Genomic DNA, 18,172 nt, shown 5'->3' on the forward strand with positions numbered 1-18,172 from the left:
TGGCTTACAAAGTACGGTTAAATAATGCAACGGCTTGCTGGTACATGGTGATTGCTAGTGCGCCGTCGTATCGCTCCCCCTCATCACGCATAAAGGCATGTTGGGCGTTAACTTCTTGCCATTGGTAATTAATACCCGTACTAACAGCTTGTTGATAAATTTTGTCGCGACCTTGTTGTGGCACATGGGGGTCTTGCTTTCCCCAAATAAAGTGAATCTCACCTTGTATATCAGCCATGCGTTCAAACGAGTTATTACCGGCTTGTGCGGGGAGTGTATCGCTATGAATGTCGGTGGCATATAAGCAAAATGCGGCTTTTATGTGTGGGTTTAATGCGGCTCTATAAGCTAAGTGACCGCCAATACAGACACCCATAGTACCTACAGAGCCGGTGCAATAGTCTTGTGTTTGTACAAAGTCGATTAACGCTTGGGTATCGCTGTCGTGGGATTCAAGCGGTTTTGCCCATTTATCGTTATTGCCTTTATCTTTACCCGCATCATCATAGGCAAGCACTGTCCCGATAGGGTTTAGCTCATGAAACACTTCTGGCACAAGTACTACAAAACCATGGCTTGCTAAAAGTGCAGCGCTGCGAGCAATAGGCGCGGTTTGCTGAAATATTTCAGAATAAAAAATAATCGCGGGAAATTGCCCTGATATTTCGGGGCGGTAAACCGTGGTGCGCATTAAACCTGTTGGGGTAGGCAAGTCAGCATGGTGGTGTTGGATGATCATAAAAGCACTCAGTTAAATAATATAAAATATATGGTAACTGAGCGCGATAAAATAAACACGCCTTAAAGTTTAAATACTTGCAGGCATTTTATTACAGCTAGCATAGTAACTTACGGTTGCTGGCCAATCGGAAAATATCCCCATGACCCCCACTTCTTGTGCTAAAACATCAACCACAGTTAACATGTCGCCATCGTTATCTATAACATCACTAATAGATTGATAATAATAACCGCCGCCTTCATTTAGAGGGCCAGAGCGTTCAAGGCTCCATGCAATAATATTAAGCCCTGCGGCCTTAGCATCTATAGCGTACTGTGAGGGTACAATATTACTGTCGTTATCTATGGTTAGCAGCATCCAAATAGGGGGCGCTATAATTTTAACGCCATCAGTAGCTAGCTCTGCCATGCTTGGCTGCCATGTTGCTGCGTTATTAGGATCAAACCCTGCATTGCTGTCGCGACCATCCAAATACACACTTTGCGCTGCAAATTCAGGATTAGTGTTAATCCAATATTCTACGTCGGCTAGGTTAAATGATTGCGGATAAACATGGTTTGCGGGTACGTCCATTTGCGTGTATTCATCCAGCATTTTTTGTGCATATTGCGCTTGGGTCATACCATTAAAAGGCATGCTCACTTGAGGCGATTTCAGCTCCGGGGTCATTTTTACACCCAGCTCTTTAAATAGCGCAATACTTTGTTTATGGGTCATGAGTGTACCTGAGGTGGCGTATAAATCAGTGCGCCAACTCGGTGTTCCATTCATATAATCGTTAACATTGGTGGCATTGGTGTTCGCGCCATCCATTTTACCCTCAAGGGTTAAAAATTCCGCCAGGCTAATATCGCTGGTGCAACATTTAGCTGCAGCGGGTGTGCCACTGTTAGGATCCGCTGGCGTAAATGGCACACTGCATTTAGCGGCAAGTTCTGGGATCGCTAAAATATTAGTGGTGGTATGTAAATCGCATTGTGAATGGCGGCATACAAGCTCTTTATCATTTGTAAACGTCACATCGCACTCGACAATGCCAGCGCCCATACGAGCTGCTGCAATGTAAGATTCTTTAGTGTGCTCTGGGTATTGCATAGGTGCACCGCGGTGACCAATTGAAAAATCAGTACGATAAAAAGGGCCGTCTTTGCACGATTCTAATTTTGTTTTTAGTGCGCTGGTGGCCATATCGTCAATTAAGTAGTCGGGGCGAGCACCGAGTTGAATATTCGTACCTTGCGCGACTTCAACAATAACCGGGGTAGGAACTTTAACAATTTCAACCTCAGTGTTGGTAACAACCACTTCTTTTTCGACTATTTCTACATCGTCATCGCAGCCAGCGAGTGTAATTAATAATAAACAACTAGTCAGTAAAGGTGTGTGCTTCATTATTTTTCCTTAAAAATCAAAGTGGACGCTACCTTACTAATTATTAGTGACAGTTTAACTACAGGGTAACTAATTTACTCTTTTAGCCATTATTTGGTTTATCACTAAGGCAAATAGCATAACCCCCGCGCCAATACTTAATCTGAGTATGTCCGCGTCTCTATTCCAAATAAGTACATTAACAACAATGCCTGCAGGAATAAGCAAGTTGTTCATCACCGCCAGTGCGCCCACATTGACAAGTGTGGCGCCTTTATTCCACATAAAATAGCCAACACCAGATGCCACAACTCCTAAATAAATCAATATGCCCCATTGTGTTGAGGTGCTTGGTAATTTGTTTGAGTTACCAAATAAGACATAACAGCTACTTGCAACAATCAGTGCGCCAATAAAAAACCAGCCAAATACAGTTTTATCATCAAGCTGCTTACCCAGCATTAAGCGTTTGTAGGTTACTTGTCCTACAGCGAAACTAATATTAGCGCCTTGTACCAGTAATAATCCGACTAAGAAGTTACTGTCTAAGTTTTCATAGCGAATAGTAATTGCACCCAGCACGGCAATAAAAGCGACTATAAAAAACTGTGGGTTAAAATACTTGTTGCACGCATCGTTTAATAACGTGATGTAAAGCGGGGTCATTACGGTAAATAGCAGTACTTCAGGCACACTTAAGAACAAAAATGAGTGGTAATAAAAGCTATACATAATACCGAGTTGTACTGCGCCTATCAGCATGAGTTTGCAAGCAAGTTGGGGAGGTGTTCGTTTTAAAAACGGTAAAAATAGCAGTGTGGCTAGGGCTACGCGAATTAATACACTAAACCAAGCATCAACTTGACCTGCTAAATATACGCCAATTAAACTAAATGAAAACGCCCATAATAGAGTGACGGCAAATAAGTAGCCCATAGTGCTTACTCCAAACTAAAAGCGCGAGTGTATACTACAAAGAGTATTAAAGGGAGTGGCTCAGTGAAGTAACCTGAGCCCGGTGATTAATTTACTGTTGTGAACTAACGAATTGCTTGGCATCTACTTTTAGCTGTTCAAGTGCTGCTTGATTGTAATAACGACTATGAGAAATAACCCCAGTGAGCTTTTGCGTGTTACGTACATCAATTAATGGGTTATCAGTTAAGAAAATGATATCGGCGGTTTTGCCTTCTGTAAGTTCTCCAAACTGCGCCGTTTTACCTAAAAACTGTGGTCCAGCAAGTGTTGCTGATTGCAATGTTTGTAATGGCGTTAATCCATAATCACTAAAAATAGCCAGCTCTTGATGAAGAGATAAACCTGGGTAAATATACGAATTTAAAAATCCAGCGTCGGTCCCAGCAATAATTGATACGCCAGCCTGTTGTGCTAAAGGTAGTAATTGAGCTGTTTTAACAAAGCGTTCTTTACGTTGTTTGATTTGATCTTGGGTATCTTTATTGGCTCTGTCTACACGCCATTGGTAAGTGGCTTTAAGACCTTTACCTAAATAATTTAAAAACTCATCATCTTGATGGTTATCTTCATCAATATAAGCGGTGATTTGACCACCAATTAAAGTAGGTACTACGGCCGTGTTATTTTGAGCTAACACGGCGTATTTATTTAAAGCTGTTTGGTTATCAATATTTGCTGTAATAATTGGCAAAGCACTGCGGTAACTCAGTTCACCTGAAGCCACTTTTGCTGATATTTCAGGTTCATTAATTGCTGCGGCTTTTAACAAATAGGTCATATGCTCAATGGCATCTAACCCTGCATTTGATACATCTGTAACTGATAGCGAAAACGGAATATGACCAGATATTTGGTAGCCACGTTTTTTCACTTCTTTAACCGCTTTTAAATAAAGTTCAGGTGTTAATGCACTATCGGTGATTTTCACAAAATCCACATTCATAGCATCAAGCGTATCAATAGCAGCATTCATTTCCTCGACAGTTTCAACTTCTAAGTCGCCAGGCCAAATAGAGTCTTTACCTTCGAGTTTGGGCCCTGATGTATAAATGGTCGGGCCAACTAATTGGTTATTATTAATTTGCTCTCGCCAGCTTAAAACTGACTCACTTAAATCAGAAGCAGCATCACGTACTGTAGTAATGCCATACGCGAGGTAAAGTGGTAACAGGGCTTTGTTTTCGGCTATAAGCGCTTCACCGCCGCCAAAATGGACATGCATATCCCAAAGGCCTGGCATTAAAAATTGATCATTAGCATCAATGTAATTCTCAGTAATGTAGTTATTTTTTAGTGAGTTGTTAGCGCGCTTTATGATCACACCATAGCGAATAGCAAGGGATTGTTCAACGCTGAGTTGTCCGGTTGTTACGTCGATGATCGTCGCATTAGCGATCACTATATCGGCGTGCTCAGTTGGCTCTGTGGCACATGCACTCAGTAGTAAGCAAGTTGAAAATAAAAGTATATTTTGCATTGTGTAACCTAAATTTTTTATTTAGATTAGCATATATATCTTCTGTAAGGTGTTGATTTGAGTTAGAAGGTAACAAGGTTAGGATGAATAATGGCGATAAAAAATGAGAGTCCATTACGGACTCCCATTATAATTAGTTTGGCTTACTTAACTAAACCACGGCGCTTAAGTAGGGCGTCGGTAGTTGGCTTTTGACCACGGAACTCAATATAGCTTTGCATTAAGTCGCGACTGTTACCTTTTGATAAAATCTCTTTGCGGAAGCTATCACCGTTGTCACGAGTTAAGCCGCCTTGCTTTGTCATATGCGCAAAGGCATCAGCTGCAAATACTTCAGTCCAAAGGTATGCATAGTAACCTGCTGAATAGCCACCAGCAAAGGTGTGGCTAAAGTAGCAAGACTTATAACGCGGTGGTACTGGGTAGTAAGCAATGCCGTGTTTCTCTAACGCGTCATGCTCAAATTTTTGTACATCAGTTATTTTCTTATCAACACCAAATGAATGCCATTCCATATCAAGTAATGCTGCAGCTAAATACTCAGTGGTACCAAAACCTTGGTTGAAGTTTTGTGACTCAAGTACTTTGTCGAGTAATTCTTTAGGAATTGGTTCACCCGTCTTGTAATGCTTCGCGTAGTTAGCAAGTACAGTTGGTTCGATGTTCCAATCTTCGTTCGCTTGTGACGGGAATTCAACAAAGTCACGAGCTGTTGCAGTGCCTGCAAGGCTTGGGTATTTTACGTCTGAGAACAAACCGTGTGCCGCATGACCAAATTCATGGAACATAGTCGTAACTTCGTCAAAAGTCATCAGTGTTGGCTGACCATCTGCAGGTTTAGGAATGTTTTGCGCGTTATAAATTACAGGTTTTGTGCCTTTTAAGCCACTTTGGCTAACATATGCACTCATCCAAGCACCGCCACGTTTACCCTCACGGGCATAAGGGTCCATGTAGAATAAACCAATAGAACTACCATCGGCGTTGAACACTTCAAACGCCATTACATCTTCGTGATAAAGTGGTAAATCTTTACGCTCTTTGAAAGTAATGCCGTATAGTTTTTCCATCGCAAAGAATAAACCGTTGTGGATCACTGATTGCATTTCAAAGTATGGCTTAACTAAAGCAGGATCTAGGTCGTACTTAGCTTGGCGCACTTTTTCAGAATAGAATGCCCAGTCCCATGGTTGTACAGCAAACGTTTCGCCTGATGCATCAATTACTTTTTGAATTTCAGCAGCTTCAGCTTTTGCTTTATTTACGGCTTTAGGTGCTAAGTCATCTAATATGCCATAAACGTTTTCAGTGGTTTTAGCCATACGTGTGGTCATTACATATGAAGCCCAATCTTTATAGCCAAGTAGTGCTGCTTTTTGAGCGCGCAAATTGGTTTCTTTGATAATGATAGGGCCATTGGTATTTTGCGCACGAGTCGTTGATGCTTTAAAAATACGTTCACGTAACTTACGGTTTTCTAGGCTGCTGAGAATCGGCTGTTGCGTGGTGTTCACCAACGTGATCATGTAGCCTTCTTTACCTGCTTTTTTAGCGGCAGCGGCAAGGCTTGCTATTTCAGCGTCAGAAAGGCCAGCAAGTTCGCTTTTATCGGTTACTAATACAACGTCCTCTTTAAACGATTTTAATACGTTTTGCGAGAAGGCTGTTGATAACTTAGCAAGCTCTGCGTTGATTTCACGCATTTTGGCTTTTTGTGCTTCATCTAATTTTGCACCAGCGTTAACAAACTTAGTGTAGTAAAACTCAACTAAACGCTGATCTTCGGCATTTAACTTCGCTTTATTGCCATTAATGGTTTCAACACGTGAAAATAATGCTTTGTTAAGATAAATGTCATCAGAATGCGCAGATAACACTGGGGCCATTTTTGCTGCAATACGTTGATACTCATCATTAGAGATCAAACCAGATAAGTTATAGAAAGCGGTTGAAACGCGATCAAGCAATTCGCCAGATAGTTCTAATTCAACTAAGGTGTTTTTAAATGTAGCTGGAGCTGGGTTGTTAGCGATAGCCGTGATTTGCGCTTTTTGCTGCGCAATACCTGCATCAAATGCCGGTTCATAATCACTGGTACCAAATTTATCAAATTCTGGTGCCATATATTGTAATGGACTTGGTTTCATTAATACGTTGTCTACATTGGCTGTTTGTACTTGAGTCGTTTGCTCTTTTGTATCTGCATCGTTTTGCGAACTACAAGCAGATAATAATAATGCACTAGCAATTGTAGTTGCTATAAGGGTCTTACGCATGAGAACTCCATAAAATAGGTGAGCCTTGAAAAACAGGCGAGACATAAAACACCCATAACTTAGCAAATTTTCATGTATATACAACTAAGTTTATCGGTTTAAGGTGGGGATTGAGCGCAAAAAGCGTGTTTTTAGGTAAAAATAGTGCAAATCGAGAAATAGTAGCCTTAAACAGTAGGACGTATTAAAGCTACTACAGGTTGGTACTTAATTGAGAATTTTGGTTTATATTGCATGCGCGAAGTAGCAAAATTAGTTGTAACCTAAAACAAACTTTTTTTCGCTACCAAAACTTGCCGGTTGCTGGTGACCAAACTCTTTGTTAATGCAATTAAGAGTATGTTCTTGCTCTGCAAGCACAGACAAAATTTTATTGCGGTATTCAATACTTGATTCAAACAGTTGCAAATCAACTAAAGGTTGTAGCGTGGCTAATTTTTGATTTAAGGTCAGTTGTGACATCATTCGTTCCTCGTGCTTTATTTAAGCTTACAGTACTTATATAGCATTACCTGTAAGAAAATGTTAATGATTTGTTCATAAAAAACATATTGAACTTTAACTTCTCCGTAAATGCCATTATGGCGTGCTAAACTTACTTAACCCTGAATAGCTATTTGTTTTATTAATTTTGGAAAAAGTATGACGTTAGAGTCAATCTCTCATTATTTATCGTATGTAATTTTTAATTATAACAATATCGAAATTACTGTAGCTAAAGTTATTCAAGTGCCTTTGATACTCTTTGCCATGTGGTTTGTGGTTACATGGATTGGTCGATTAATACGAAAAACTCTTCTCGCACGTAAAATGAACCCTGATGCGGTGCATTTATTTACCCGTATTTATTTAGTGTTAAGTATCGCAATTTTAATATTTACCTCCCTTGAAGTGTTAAATATTCCGTTAACAGCATTTGCCTTTGTTTCTGGCGCTATAGCTATTGGTGTAGGATTCGGGGCACAAAATATCATTAATAACTTTATTAGTGGCTGGATTTTAATGTGGGAGCGGCCAATTCGTATTGGAGATTTCTTAGAAGTGGGCAACGCCAAAGGGGTGGTTGAAACGATTAATACTCGCTCCACGCGCATTCGTCGCAACGATGGTGTGCACATGCTTATACCAAAAAGTCAACTACTCGAAAACACAGTGACGAATTGGACCTTGATTGACCGCAATGCTCGTTCGTCTGTCAGTGTTGGTGTGGCATATGGATCAGATGTATTGTTAGTTGAAAAACTGATCAAAAAAGTGTTGAGCGAACATCCTGCAATACTCCCGACGCCGGCATCTTCAGTGTTATTTGATGATTTTGCTGAAAGCTCTTTAGTGTTCAATGCTATTTTTTGGGTTTGTGCTGAATCAGAAACCATGTTGCGCCAAGTCCGCAGTGATATTCGTTTTAGCGTATATAAAATATTTGCTGAGCATAATGTCGTTATTTCTTTCCCACAACGCGATATACATATTGATGGTGAAATTGCATTAAGGCGGGGACGAGCAACGAAATAAATCCAGCGGTACCGGTATCGTCTTGCAGAAGTAATTTGCTGCAACGAGTAGCAAATTACTTCGTTTTTATTGATGAGTTATTGCTGTTGTGCCATCTTTCTTAGCTTTAATGAAAATAATACAATTAAAGCACCAAATAGTACGGCGTAAGTGGCGACTAACCAAAGTAAAGTATGGATCCCTGCGCTAGGATTAAAGATTAAATATAAACCAAATAATACTGATATTGCCCCAGTAATAATTAATATCCACTCATTAGATATCTCCGCTCTTAATTTAAGCGCAATTAAAATTTCAACAGCGCCAATCGCTATGGCCCACGCAGCGACATAATAAAGTAATAGTATCGCGGTAACGTTTGGTGCAAATAGGGTAACTAGTCCTGCGATGATTGATAACACCCCACCGGCCAATAACCAGCGCCAATAGGGATTGTGTTGCTTAGAGTTCCAAGCAACCCATGTTCTTAGCATGCCATCAAATAAAAAATAGCCCGCAAAAAATAACAACATAATACTCAGAGATGCATTGGGTGCAAACCAAGTAATAACGCCAAAAATAATTGCAATGAGGCCGCGTACTAACAGTACTGACCAGTTTTTTGAAAGTGTGGTGGTTAGATCCATCTTAATCCTTAATGATTAGCTCTGTCGTGTTTATATACATTAGCATAAGGTATGATTTATCAATAAAATATATCTATTAACTTAGCAGAAGCATTGTATAGCAGAATTAAATTTGGCTATGCTAGGTTTACTCAATGATCATTATAGTCACTTAGCGGCTCCCACTTGTGATACCTGTTACATTTACAACCACTTTATTGACAGGACAAATGTCCGTATAAAATAAATATAATTGCATAAAATCTCTCAAGTTCGCTTATTGTGCCGTTATTTGTTGTAAAAAGTTTATATTATTGTACATATTAATGCAGCAAAAGTGTCACACAATGCTATAATCTTCAGCGTTCGTTCAGCCTCTTTACTTCGTTTTGCACTCTCGACAAAGAGGTCCGCGCAGCTTAACTTAAGGCGCGAAAAATTGGCCGAGCCCGCCGAGTGAATTTGGCGCAACACATCAACCGTTGAATAAGAGTGCACTAAAAAGGTTAAACCCCGACATGAAAGCAATGAAAAGATCTACGTTAGCAACCCTAATCAATGCAACGTTGTTCTCTGCCGTAGCAGGTACTTCATTTACAACTCTTGCTGCTGATGAACAAGCTCCAACTGCGCAAAGCAAGCAATTAGAAGTTATTCAAATCACTGCGCGCAAGCGTGTAGAAAACGCACAGGAAGTACCTGTCGCTGCTTCTGCTTTACAAGGTGATAGCCTTGATGCTGCCAGTTCTGCCGGCATGGATATTCGTTTTTTAAATGCAAAAATTCCAAGCTTAACTGTAGAATCTTCATTTGGTCGCTCATTCCCACGTTTTTATGTTCGTGGTCTTGGTAATTCAGATTTCGATTTGAATTCATCACAACCAGTATCCCTAGTGGTTGATGAAATTGTTCAAGAAAGCCCTATTTTAAAAGGTTTTCCTATATTTGACACGGGCCGCGTAGAAGTTCTCCGTGGACCACAAGGCACCTTATTCGGTCGTAATACCCCAGCTGGTTTAGTTAAAATTGATTCAGCTCGCCCAAGTCAAGATTTTGAAGGTTATGCAGCCTTATCATATGGTTCGTTCAATTCAATTGACTTCGAAGGGGCTGTAAGTGGTGGCTTAACTGATAACTTATCAGCACGTGTTTCTCTATTACGTCAAGAGCGCGATGATTATATTGATAATCGCTTAGCAGGCAATGAGATTGATGACGTAACAGGAGGTTATCAAGAAACTGCCGCGCGTATCCAATTCTTATATGAGAAAGATGATTTCAGTGCATTATTGAATTACCACACTCGTGACTTAAATGGTAAGCCAATTGTATTTCATGCAAATGCAATTGAAACAGGCACAAATAACCCGCGCCCGGGCTTTGATCCTGAAGTGATATATCAAGATACTGTGCAATTTGCTACACAGAATGTAAATAGCCAAGGTGCTAGCTTAAAGCTAGAGTACAGTTTTGCTGATTACACGTTGACATCGATCAGTGGCTGGGAAAGTGCAGAAATTTTCTCTCGTGCTGATGTAGATGGTGGTTTTGGTTGTGGGAATACTTTTGTTCCTGGTTGCCCAACACCAGAAATGGGACCTGGTTTTATTTTCTTAGCGTCTGAAACCGCTGATGCCCTTCCAGATCACAATCAATATACACAAGAGCTACGTTTAGCAAGTGATTTTGCTGGTGACTTTAATTACCAAGTTGGTGCTTTTTATTATAATGAAGAGCAAGTGATTGAGACTTACGGTTACGATGGGTTAGGTGCAAACTTCTTAACTGGCTATGTTCGCCAAGATCAAGACACAACAGCATGGGCTGTATTTGCATCGAGTGAATATCAATTAACTGAGAAGTTAGAAATCACTGCTGGTTTACGTTACTCAGATGATAAACGTGACTTTACAGCGTCACGTTACGCATCTCCAGAGTCGGCAGTTGCTAATTTAACTAAGTCAGTTGCACCAGAAGATAGCCATGTATCATGGGATTTAGCTGCTGCGTATAAATATTCTGATGATATAAACTTATTCGTTCGTGCTGCAAATGGTTTTCGTGCACCGAGCGTTCAAGGTCGTATCTTATTTAGTGATGATGTAACGGTTGCTGATTCTGAAACAATTAACTCAATTGAAACGGGTATTAAATCAGACGTGCTTGACGGTCGTGGACGTGTCAATGCTACTGTTTTCTATTATCAAATGGATGATCAACAGTTAACAGCTGTTGGTGGTGACTCGGGAAATTCAGCTCGTTTGTTGAATGCTGATAAAACTGTTGGCTACGGTTTTGAAGTTGATACTCAATGGGTATTGACTGATGAATTTGATGCAACTTTTAACTTCAGTTATAACAATACTGAGCTGCAAGATGATGATTTATATTCGCAAGGCTGTTTTGCTTGTACGATTACTGATCCGCTAACAAACCAAGGTTATAGTTTAGACGGTAATAGCCTGCCACATGCGCCGGAGTGGATTGCTAACTTTACTCTACGCTATACTAAAGAGCTTGGCGATGGTGAGTTTTATGCGTTTACAGATTGGTCATACCGTAGTGAAATTGATTTCTTTTTATATGAATCAGTGGAGTTTACTGGTGAAGCATTATTAGAAGGTGGCTTACGCGCGGGTTATAAGTGGTTTGATAATAACTACGAATACGAAGTTGCGGCATTTGCACGTAATATAACCAATGAGCAAGTATTCATCGGTGGTGTAGATTTTAGCAATAACTCTGCAATTGTTAATGAGCCTCGCTTTATTGGCGCTGAATTTAAAGTTAACTTTTTCTAAGTAGACTTTATAATTGCTAATATTAAAAGCCCGCACATGTTGCGGGCTTTTGTATTGTAAAACCTGATTTATAACTGCTAAAGTAGCGACAATTAAATTTAACAAGAGAAGAACAATGGCTGGATTTTGGAACTACCGAGTGATTTTTTGTGAAGCAACTAAAGATGAAGCGGCGCAATATCAAATACATGAGGTTGAATATAACCTAAATGGTAAAGTAACGAATTGGTCAGAAACGGGCGCAGCGCCTTTTGGCAACACCTTAGATGCGTTACGAGATGACGCAGAGCGTTTAAAAACAGCATTTGAAAAACCTGTACTAAAAGTTGTTAGAAAAGAACGTGGCTACGAGTTGGTAGATGTTGAAACGGGTGAAGAAGCATTTGCAGAGCCGCCAGCAGGTTTAACAGCATAAGTATTAAACCAAAAAGGTGCTATGAGCGCCTTTTTTGTTGCTGAAAATAAAGGAATGAGGATGACATTAAAAGCAGTATTATTTGATATGGATGGCACTTTAGTTGATTCAGAAAGTGTCCACTTTAACTGTTGGAATGATGTTTTAGCACCGTTTGGCGTGCGCTATGAAGAAGATGATTTTTGCCAACGTTTTTCAGGTCAACCGACCTTAGATGCGGCAATTGAAGTGGTTGAGCAATATAACTTATCGGTTTCACCGCAGTGGTTAGCGCAGGCTAAATATGATGCATTCGAGCAATTTGTTACCACTAATTTACCTCCTTTAATGCCTTTTGCCGAAGAGGTATTAGAGGCAGTGAAGCAAAGCGATCTTAAAATGGCATTAGTGACGGGTAGTTCACGCCATGAGGCGTTACCTATCTTAAAAGGCTATGGCTTTTATGAATGGTTTGACTGCGTAGTGACTAAAGACGACGTGCAAAATCCAAAACCGGCGGGAGACCCTTATTTACTTGCACTGACAACATTAGGGATTTCAGCAGAGCAAGCAATTGCTGTTGAAGATACACACACCGGCGTTACAGCAGCAACTAATGCAAACGTACCTGTGGTTGCAATACCGAATAAACATACTCTAGGCCACGATTTAAGTTTAGCTGTTTCTCGCATGGATAATTTACAGCAGCTATGGCAATGGGTACAAACTAAGCTATAGTTTAGTCTGCTTGGTGATAAACAAGGAGACCGATATGCTTAAAGGACTAACAGTATTATGGTTGCTGATCAGTACTTTTACTTGCTCAGCAACTGATACACAGATCACCGCAGATGCCCAACTGGCCAAGGTTTACCAACAAGACCAAGCGCTTGCCATTGAAAACTATCTCGTTAGTGAGAAGTTTGATGGGGTCCGTGCGATTTGGACAGGAACACAGTTGATAACCCGTAATGGCAATGTCATTCATGCGCCAGGCTGGTTTATTGCTGATTTACCTAATTTGAGGTTAGACGGTGAGTTGTGGACCAAGCGCGGTGATTTTGCAGACCTCAGTGGTATTGTGCGCACTTTACAGCCGTTGGATAGTGACTGGCAAAAAGTCACCTATCAGATATTTGACATGCCAGATCAACATAATTCCTTTGCAGTACGCTATGAAAATTATCTACGTTTAGTAAAAACATTAAATAAGCCTCACATCCAAGCAGTACAGCAGTATCAATTTACTACAGAGCAGGCATTATCTGCGTACTTTGATAAAGTAACTCAGCAAGGTGGTGAAGGTGTAATGCTGCATTTAGCCTCGGCAATGCATAAAAGTGGCCGTTCTGATGCGCTGTTAAAGTTAAAACCTTATTTTGATAGTGAAGCGGTCGTCATTGCTCATCTTCCAGGAAAAGGCAAATTTACTGGCATGCTAGGGGCGTTAAAAGTAGTTACACCACAAGGAAAAGAGTTTTCAATTGGTACAGGCTTTAGTAACGCACAGCGCCAAAATCCACCCGCAATAGGAGCGACGGTGACATACCGATACCATGGTTTTACTAAAAACGGTTTACCACGGTTTGCCAGTTTTTTACGTCAACGCGATCCTGATTAACATTTAAAAAAAGCCGTAAGTATGCTAAATTGCGCGGCCTTTTGATGTTAGTTGTGGTGAAGTAATGGTAGTTGGTTTTGATTATGGTAGTTCTAATTGCGCAATGGGTGTAATGAATACTCAAAATACTGTTGAGCTGGTGCCCCTAGAGCAAGGTAAGTTTTACCTCCCTTCAACCTTATACACACATCACAGTGCTTTAGTTGTCGATTTTGTTGCTCAGCATCTAACAGGTACAAGTTATGAAACTGATTTTAAAACCCAGCGCCAAGCCCTGCTCAATAGTATGGTGCGGATCAAGTCTGACTTAGATCTAGCCCCCGGTGATGAAAGTCTTTTTATTGGCCGTGAAGCAATTAACGAATATGTGCAATTTCCGGAAGAAGGCTATTTTGTTAAATCCCCTAAATCGTTTTTTGGGGCAATAGGCTTAAAGCAAGGACAAATCAACTTCTTTGAAGATATTGCCACCGCAATGATTTTAAAAATCAAACAGCGTGCTGAAAAATCACTACAAAAAGAGTTAACACAAACGGTTATTGGCCGCCCGGTAAATTTCCAAGCCGTGGGTGGAGAGCAATCAAACCAACAAGCAATTGGTATTTTAGAGCGTGCAGCAAAACGAGCTGGCTTTAAAGATGTGGCTTTTTTATATGAACCACTCGCAGCGGGAATTGATTATGAAAGTGACTTAAATAACGATCAAAAAGTATTGGTTATTGATATTGGTGGTGGTACCAGTGACTGCTCATTTGTGCAAATGGGACCTAGCTTTCGTGATAGTAGTGACCGTGATCATGACTTTTTAGCACATACAGGTAAACGTGTTGGCGGTAATGATTTAGACATTGCTTTAAGCTATCACGCATTAATGCCATTGCTTGGTTTAGGCAGTCAGTTTAAATCAGGTTTACCATTGCCTAATCAAGCATTTTGGCAAGCATGTAAAATTAACGATGTGAACTTACAAAGCCAGTTTTATAGTCAAAGCCATCACCGAGAATTACTTACGCAGTTACGTGAAGTACAAGCACCTGAGTTATTTCAACGACTGATCGATTTGCAGCAAAATAAGCAAGGTCATCAGCTGGTACAGCAAGGGGAGGCGGCAAAAATTGCGCTTTCTTCAGTGACTGAGTATGACTGTGAATTAGGGTTTTTAGCACCGCAATTACATAAAGTGCTATCACGAGCTGATTTAGCTGTGGCGGTTGATGATTCAATTATGCAAATAGTAAGTTTAGCAAAACAAGCGATTAAAGATGCAGGGACCGTTCCTGATGTGATTTACCTTACCGGTGGCAGCGCGCAATCGCCACTAATAAAAGCTGCATTAGTTGAGCACTTAGGTGATATTAAAATGGTAAACGGCGATCACTTTGGTAGTGTAACCGCCGGACTCACTAAATGGGCAAGTATGCTTTATCGTTAAAGGGTGCTTATAGTATGACTTGTCGGGTTGCGAGGTATTTCTCGTAATCTGGCAATGACCGTTCAAGCTCGTTATGCATCAAAGGCGAGCTTAAAATCATATCTGCGCTGACTTCATTACACGCCACTGGAATATTCCATACCGCAGCTAAGCGTAATAACGCTTTAACATCCGGATCATGAGGTTGAGATGCAAGGGGGTCCCAAAAGAAAATCAACACATGAATTTCATGCTCCGCAATTTTAGCGCCTAACTGCTGATCGCCCCCCATAGGGCCACTAAGTAGTTTGATAACTTCAAGTCCAGTATTTCGCTCAATTAAATGACCTGTGGTGCCTGTGCCATATAAAGTGTGCTTACTGAGGTTATCGCGATGTTTATTACACCAGGCTAGCAAGGCTGCTTTTTTACCATCGTGTGCAACTAAAGCAATATTTTTTTGCGCTGGAAGGGTTTGCTGTTTTTGTTCCATGTTGACTCTTTTTTTTTAGATGAGTAGATTAACCGCAAGAACTACAAATACTACACCTGTTATACGATCAATCCAAATTTGGCTTTGCGGGTGCTCTCGAAAGTAGCCTGCAATTTTATCGCCAAAGTAAATATACGTGCAGTCAATCGGAAACGCAAAAAGTGGATACAGTAAGCCAAAGAAAGCTAATTGAAATGTAGTTGATGATGACAGGGTTGGATCAACAAACTGCGGAATAAACGCAATAAAAAATAACGCTACTTTAGGGTTGAGCACTTCAGTCATCATAGCCTGAAACATAACATTAGTTTTTTTCTTGGTGCTTACATGGGGTTTATCTTCGCTACTGCACTCTGACTGGATAAATGTGCTTTTAAACATCATAACACCTAAATAACATAAGTAGGCAGCACCAGCGTATTGTACGCTGGTATAAGCCACTTCTGAGGCTTTTAGGATAGCCGTAAGACCGACAACGGCAAATAAAGTATGCGCCACTCCGCCTAAAGCAAAACCAAATGCGCTTTGTAAGCCTGCTGCGCGGCCATTGGCAAAAGTTTGCGCCATTAAAAAAGCATTGGAAGGACCTGGTGCAACAGCGATTAAAAAACTCGCGGCTAAAAATGACAGTAAAAATTCAAAATTGATCATTGTTTTTATGTGTTTTTAGGGTGATAAGCGTGTGCTTTATTACTGAGCAGTATAACCCACAGTGGCAGCAATAATAATAAGTGAAAAGCAATAAACTCGGGCGCATTGAAAGGGAGCACTTGGGTGAGCATAACCAATGCTCCAGCGCCGCTCATTTGCATTAAACCGATTAACGCAGATGCAGTACCTGCTTGTTTAGCAAAATGTGACAATGCCATTCCAGCCGCTGAGCCTAAGCTAAGTGCAAAGCCTAGCGCAGCAATCAACACTGGCAGCATAAAAGCAAAGGCACTTTTAAACTGGCCGAGAATTAAAATCAGTACACCAGAGAAAATTAATAAACTCATACCTATGCGTAACGCTTTTTGACTATGGCGTTTGATATACAATGGTGCAATAAAGCTAGCTACAATGCTAACAATGGCATTGAGAGTAAACCAAAAAGTAAAATCGCTGACCGATCCACCTAACTCGGTCATGATCCATCCCGGTGCTAATGTTACAAAAGCTAAAATAGCCGACATTGCCACCATACAAATTAGGCTATTAAAAAGAAAAATAGGCGTGCTAATGATTGGTATAAAACGACGTAAATCGAGTATGTGGCCCTCATAGTGGCTATCCGCAGGGCGTGTTTCTTTAAAATATATGGCAGTGATCATTAGTCCAACACAAGCAAACCCCGCCAAAAATAAAAAGTTTATCCGCCAGCCAAATTGCACAGTCAGCCAAGCGCCTAAAATAGGTGCTAACGCCGGAATAAAACACACAATACCATTTAGGTAAGTGATCATTTGGCCGCTTTTAGCACTGCCGTAGGTATCACGAACAATCGCAAATGCAACTACAAAAGTGGCACAAGCCCCAAAACCTTGCAGTGCACGTGCAAGCATCAGAATGCTAAAACTAGGTGCTAAAAAAGCCAACATCCCGGCAAATCCATACAGTGTGATGCCAAATAGTGCGACTGGACGGCGGCCAAACTTGTCGGCTAAAGGACCTGCTATAAGCTGACCTAAGCCAACCGTCAGCATAAAAATAGCGACGGTAAGTTGCACTTGCTGCTCATCAATAGCCAATGCTTGCGCTATATCAGGAAATGCGGGTAAGTAAATATCAATCGCTAATGGGCAGAATATAACCAGAAGAGCGAGAATTAAAATAACACTAAGATGATTGCGGCGATCGGTTGTTGGCATGAGTGCTCCTTTTGCCGCGTATTTTAGGTCTGCAAAGATAAAAAAGAAAGGGCATATGACCCATCTATAAGAATATAGCTAGTAAGATTATAAGTATAAATGCACTTTTGCTAACTGGTCTGATGTGCTAATTTTGCAATAGCGACATTCAATGGAAAATAATAATGAGTAATAAATCTACAGTTTTAACTGCATGGCATAGTTTTAAGCGTCTACCATTTGGCAATTGGTTATTTACTAAAGTCGTGTGTTTTAAAGCCCCTTATTTTGGCTCCATGAAACCCACTGTTTTAGATTTACGTGACGGACATTGCAGCGCAATGGTTAAAAACCGACGGAGTGTGCACAATCATATTGGGACTATCCATGCTATTGCGCAATGTAATTTAGCTGAGTTATGTGCCGGTGTGATGGTTGATGCTACCGTGCCATATAAAACTCATCGCTGGATCCCTAAAGGAATGACGGTGCAGTACTTAGCGAAGGTTGATACTGATGTCACAGCTGTGGCAGAAATTGCAATGCCAAGACAATGGCTAGATAAAGAGGATTTAGTGGTGCCAGTGAAGCTTTACAATACTCGCAGTGAATTGGTCTTCACTGCTGATATTACGATGTACGTTACTAAGAAAAAGTAA

General features: G+C 40.7%; 17 protein-coding genes. 7 read left to right on the forward strand and 10 right to left on the reverse strand.

Going from position 1 to position 18,172, the window contains the following annotated elements; all coding sequences use genetic code 11:
• Positions 1 to 4: 4 nt before the first annotated feature.
• From H5154_RS00555 to H5154_RS00580, 6 genes are all read right to left on the reverse strand, one after another.
• Positions 5 to 739, reverse strand: a complete 735-nt coding sequence (locus H5154_RS00555; protein ID WP_182717049.1) for a dienelactone hydrolase family protein — start codon at positions 737 to 739, stop codon at positions 5 to 7.
• 69 nt (positions 740 to 808) lie between these two features.
• A complete protein-coding gene (locus H5154_RS00560) occupies positions 809 to 2,134 on the reverse strand; it encodes a glycerophosphodiester phosphodiesterase family protein (RefSeq protein WP_182717050.1) in 1,326 nt (441 codons plus the stop codon).
• A 69-nt stretch (positions 2,135 to 2,203) separates the two neighbouring features.
• Entirely contained in the window at positions 2,204 to 3,049 is an 846-nt protein-coding gene (locus H5154_RS00565) for a carboxylate/amino acid/amine transporter (RefSeq protein WP_182717051.1), read from the reverse strand.
• 91 nt (positions 3,050 to 3,140) lie between these two features.
• Positions 3,141 to 4,568, reverse strand: coding sequence for an amidohydrolase family protein (locus tag H5154_RS00570; protein ID WP_182717052.1), 1,428 nt, complete (start codon positions 4,566 to 4,568; stop codon positions 3,141 to 3,143).
• A gap of 143 nt (positions 4,569 to 4,711) precedes the next feature.
• Positions 4,712 to 6,844: a M3 family metallopeptidase gene (locus H5154_RS00575; RefSeq protein WP_182717053.1), complete on the reverse strand. Its 2,133-nt coding sequence runs from the start codon at positions 6,842 to 6,844 to the stop codon at positions 4,712 to 4,714.
• A gap of 252 nt (positions 6,845 to 7,096) precedes the next feature.
• Positions 7,097 to 7,306 carry a hypothetical protein gene (locus tag H5154_RS00580; protein WP_145237750.1) on the reverse strand — a complete coding sequence of 70 codons (210 nt, stop codon included), beginning with the start codon at positions 7,304 to 7,306 and terminating at the stop codon, positions 7,097 to 7,099.
• Between the two features lie 180 nt (positions 7,307 to 7,486).
• Here H5154_RS00580 and H5154_RS00585 point away from each other — a divergent pair, with 180 nt between their 5' ends.
• On the forward strand, positions 7,487 to 8,359 hold the full coding sequence (locus H5154_RS00585; protein ID WP_182717054.1) for a mechanosensitive ion channel family protein: 873 nt from the start codon (positions 7,487 to 7,489) through the stop codon (positions 8,357 to 8,359).
• 77 nt (positions 8,360 to 8,436) lie between these two features.
• Here H5154_RS00585 and H5154_RS00590 read toward each other — a convergent pair whose 3' ends face one another.
• Complete coding sequence (locus H5154_RS00590; RefSeq protein WP_182717055.1) at positions 8,437 to 8,985, reverse strand: HdeD family acid-resistance protein; 549 nt, start codon at positions 8,983 to 8,985, stop codon at positions 8,437 to 8,439.
• Between the two features lie 497 nt (positions 8,986 to 9,482).
• Here H5154_RS00590 and H5154_RS00595 point away from each other — a divergent pair, with 497 nt between their 5' ends.
• From H5154_RS00595 to yegD, 5 genes are all read left to right on the forward strand, one after another.
• Positions 9,483 to 11,765 carry a TonB-dependent receptor gene (locus H5154_RS00595; RefSeq protein WP_145237377.1) on the forward strand — a complete coding sequence of 761 codons (2,283 nt, stop codon included), beginning with the start codon at positions 9,483 to 9,485 and terminating at the stop codon, positions 11,763 to 11,765.
• 115 nt (positions 11,766 to 11,880) lie between these two features.
• On the forward strand, positions 11,881 to 12,180 hold the full coding sequence (locus H5154_RS00600; RefSeq protein ID WP_145237374.1) for a hypothetical protein: 300 nt from the start codon (positions 11,881 to 11,883) through the stop codon (positions 12,178 to 12,180).
• A 60-nt stretch (positions 12,181 to 12,240) separates the two neighbouring features.
• Positions 12,241 to 12,897 carry an HAD family phosphatase gene (locus H5154_RS00605; RefSeq protein WP_145237371.1) on the forward strand — a complete coding sequence of 219 codons (657 nt, stop codon included), beginning with the start codon at positions 12,241 to 12,243 and terminating at the stop codon, positions 12,895 to 12,897.
• A 34-nt stretch (positions 12,898 to 12,931) separates the two neighbouring features.
• On the forward strand, positions 12,932 to 13,780 hold the full coding sequence (locus H5154_RS00610; protein ID WP_182717056.1) for a DNA ligase: 849 nt from the start codon (positions 12,932 to 12,934) through the stop codon (positions 13,778 to 13,780).
• A 64-nt stretch (positions 13,781 to 13,844) separates the two neighbouring features.
• Positions 13,845 to 15,212, forward strand: coding sequence for a molecular chaperone (gene yegD / locus H5154_RS00615; protein WP_182717057.1), 1,368 nt, complete (start codon positions 13,845 to 13,847; stop codon positions 15,210 to 15,212).
• Between the two features lie 7 nt (positions 15,213 to 15,219).
• On the opposite strand, the gene H5154_RS00620 is transcribed toward yegD, so the two are convergent.
• Genes H5154_RS00620 through H5154_RS00630 form a run of 3 tightly spaced genes read right to left on the reverse strand, consistent with a single transcriptional unit; the run spans position 15,220 to position 17,534 of the window.
• On the reverse strand, positions 15,220 to 15,684 hold the full coding sequence (locus tag H5154_RS00620; protein WP_145237363.1) for a methylglyoxal synthase: 465 nt from the start codon (positions 15,682 to 15,684) through the stop codon (positions 15,220 to 15,222).
• A 15-nt stretch (positions 15,685 to 15,699) separates the two neighbouring features.
• Positions 15,700 to 16,335, reverse strand: coding sequence for a LysE family translocator (locus H5154_RS00625; protein ID WP_182717058.1), 636 nt, complete (start codon positions 16,333 to 16,335; stop codon positions 15,700 to 15,702).
• 5 nt (positions 16,336 to 16,340) lie between these two features.
• Positions 16,341 to 17,534 (reverse strand): multidrug effflux MFS transporter, encoded by a 1,194-nt coding sequence (locus H5154_RS00630; protein WP_182717059.1) that lies wholly within the window; start codon positions 17,532 to 17,534, stop codon positions 16,341 to 16,343.
• 164 nt (positions 17,535 to 17,698) lie between these two features.
• Here H5154_RS00630 and H5154_RS00635 point away from each other — a divergent pair, with 164 nt between their 5' ends.
• Positions 17,699 to 18,172 carry a hotdog fold domain-containing protein gene (locus H5154_RS00635; RefSeq protein ID WP_182717060.1) on the forward strand — a complete coding sequence of 158 codons (474 nt, stop codon included), beginning with the start codon at positions 17,699 to 17,701 and terminating at the stop codon, positions 18,170 to 18,172.

Source organism: Pseudoalteromonas sp. SR44-5, assembly GCF_014163675.1.
GTDB lineage: Bacteria > Pseudomonadota > Gammaproteobacteria > Enterobacterales > Alteromonadaceae > Pseudoalteromonas > Pseudoalteromonas rhizosphaerae.

Excerpts from the sequence above, each read along its gene's own strand:
- H5154_RS00555 (WP_182717049.1), bottom strand. The coding sequence starts at position 739 with ATGATCATCCAACACCACCATGCTGACTTGCCTACCCCAACAGGTTTA.
- H5154_RS00560 (WP_182717050.1), bottom strand. The coding sequence starts at position 2,134 with ATGAAGCACACACCTTTACTGACTAGTTGTTTATTATTAATTACACTC.
- H5154_RS00565 (WP_182717051.1), bottom strand. The coding sequence starts at position 3,049 with ATGGGCTACTTATTTGCCGTCACTCTATTATGGGCGTTTTCATTTAGT.
- H5154_RS00570 (WP_182717052.1), bottom strand. The coding sequence starts at position 4,568 with ATGCAAAATATACTTTTATTTTCAACTTGCTTACTACTGAGTGCATGT.
- H5154_RS00575 (WP_182717053.1), bottom strand. The coding sequence starts at position 6,844 with ATGCGTAAGACCCTTATAGCAACTACAATTGCTAGTGCATTATTATTA.
- H5154_RS00580 (WP_145237750.1), bottom strand. The coding sequence starts at position 7,306 with ATGTCACAACTGACCTTAAATCAAAAATTAGCCACGCTACAACCTTTA.
- H5154_RS00585 (WP_182717054.1), top strand. The coding sequence starts at position 7,487 with ATGACGTTAGAGTCAATCTCTCATTATTTATCGTATGTAATTTTTAAT.
- H5154_RS00590 (WP_182717055.1), bottom strand. The coding sequence starts at position 8,985 with ATGGATCTAACCACCACACTTTCAAAAAACTGGTCAGTACTGTTAGTA.
- H5154_RS00595 (WP_145237377.1), top strand. The coding sequence starts at position 9,483 with ATGAAAGCAATGAAAAGATCTACGTTAGCAACCCTAATCAATGCAACG.
- H5154_RS00600 (WP_145237374.1), top strand. The coding sequence starts at position 11,881 with ATGGCTGGATTTTGGAACTACCGAGTGATTTTTTGTGAAGCAACTAAA.
- H5154_RS00605 (WP_145237371.1), top strand. The coding sequence starts at position 12,241 with ATGACATTAAAAGCAGTATTATTTGATATGGATGGCACTTTAGTTGAT.
- H5154_RS00610 (WP_182717056.1), top strand. The coding sequence starts at position 12,932 with ATGCTTAAAGGACTAACAGTATTATGGTTGCTGATCAGTACTTTTACT.
- yegD (WP_182717057.1), top strand. The coding sequence starts at position 13,845 with ATGGTAGTTGGTTTTGATTATGGTAGTTCTAATTGCGCAATGGGTGTA.
- H5154_RS00620 (WP_145237363.1), bottom strand. The coding sequence starts at position 15,684 with ATGGAACAAAAACAGCAAACCCTTCCAGCGCAAAAAAATATTGCTTTA.
- H5154_RS00625 (WP_182717058.1), bottom strand. The coding sequence starts at position 16,335 with ATGATCAATTTTGAATTTTTACTGTCATTTTTAGCCGCGAGTTTTTTA.
- H5154_RS00630 (WP_182717059.1), bottom strand. The coding sequence starts at position 17,534 with ATGCCAACAACCGATCGCCGCAATCATCTTAGTGTTATTTTAATTCTC.
- H5154_RS00635 (WP_182717060.1), top strand. The coding sequence starts at position 17,699 with ATGAGTAATAAATCTACAGTTTTAACTGCATGGCATAGTTTTAAGCGT.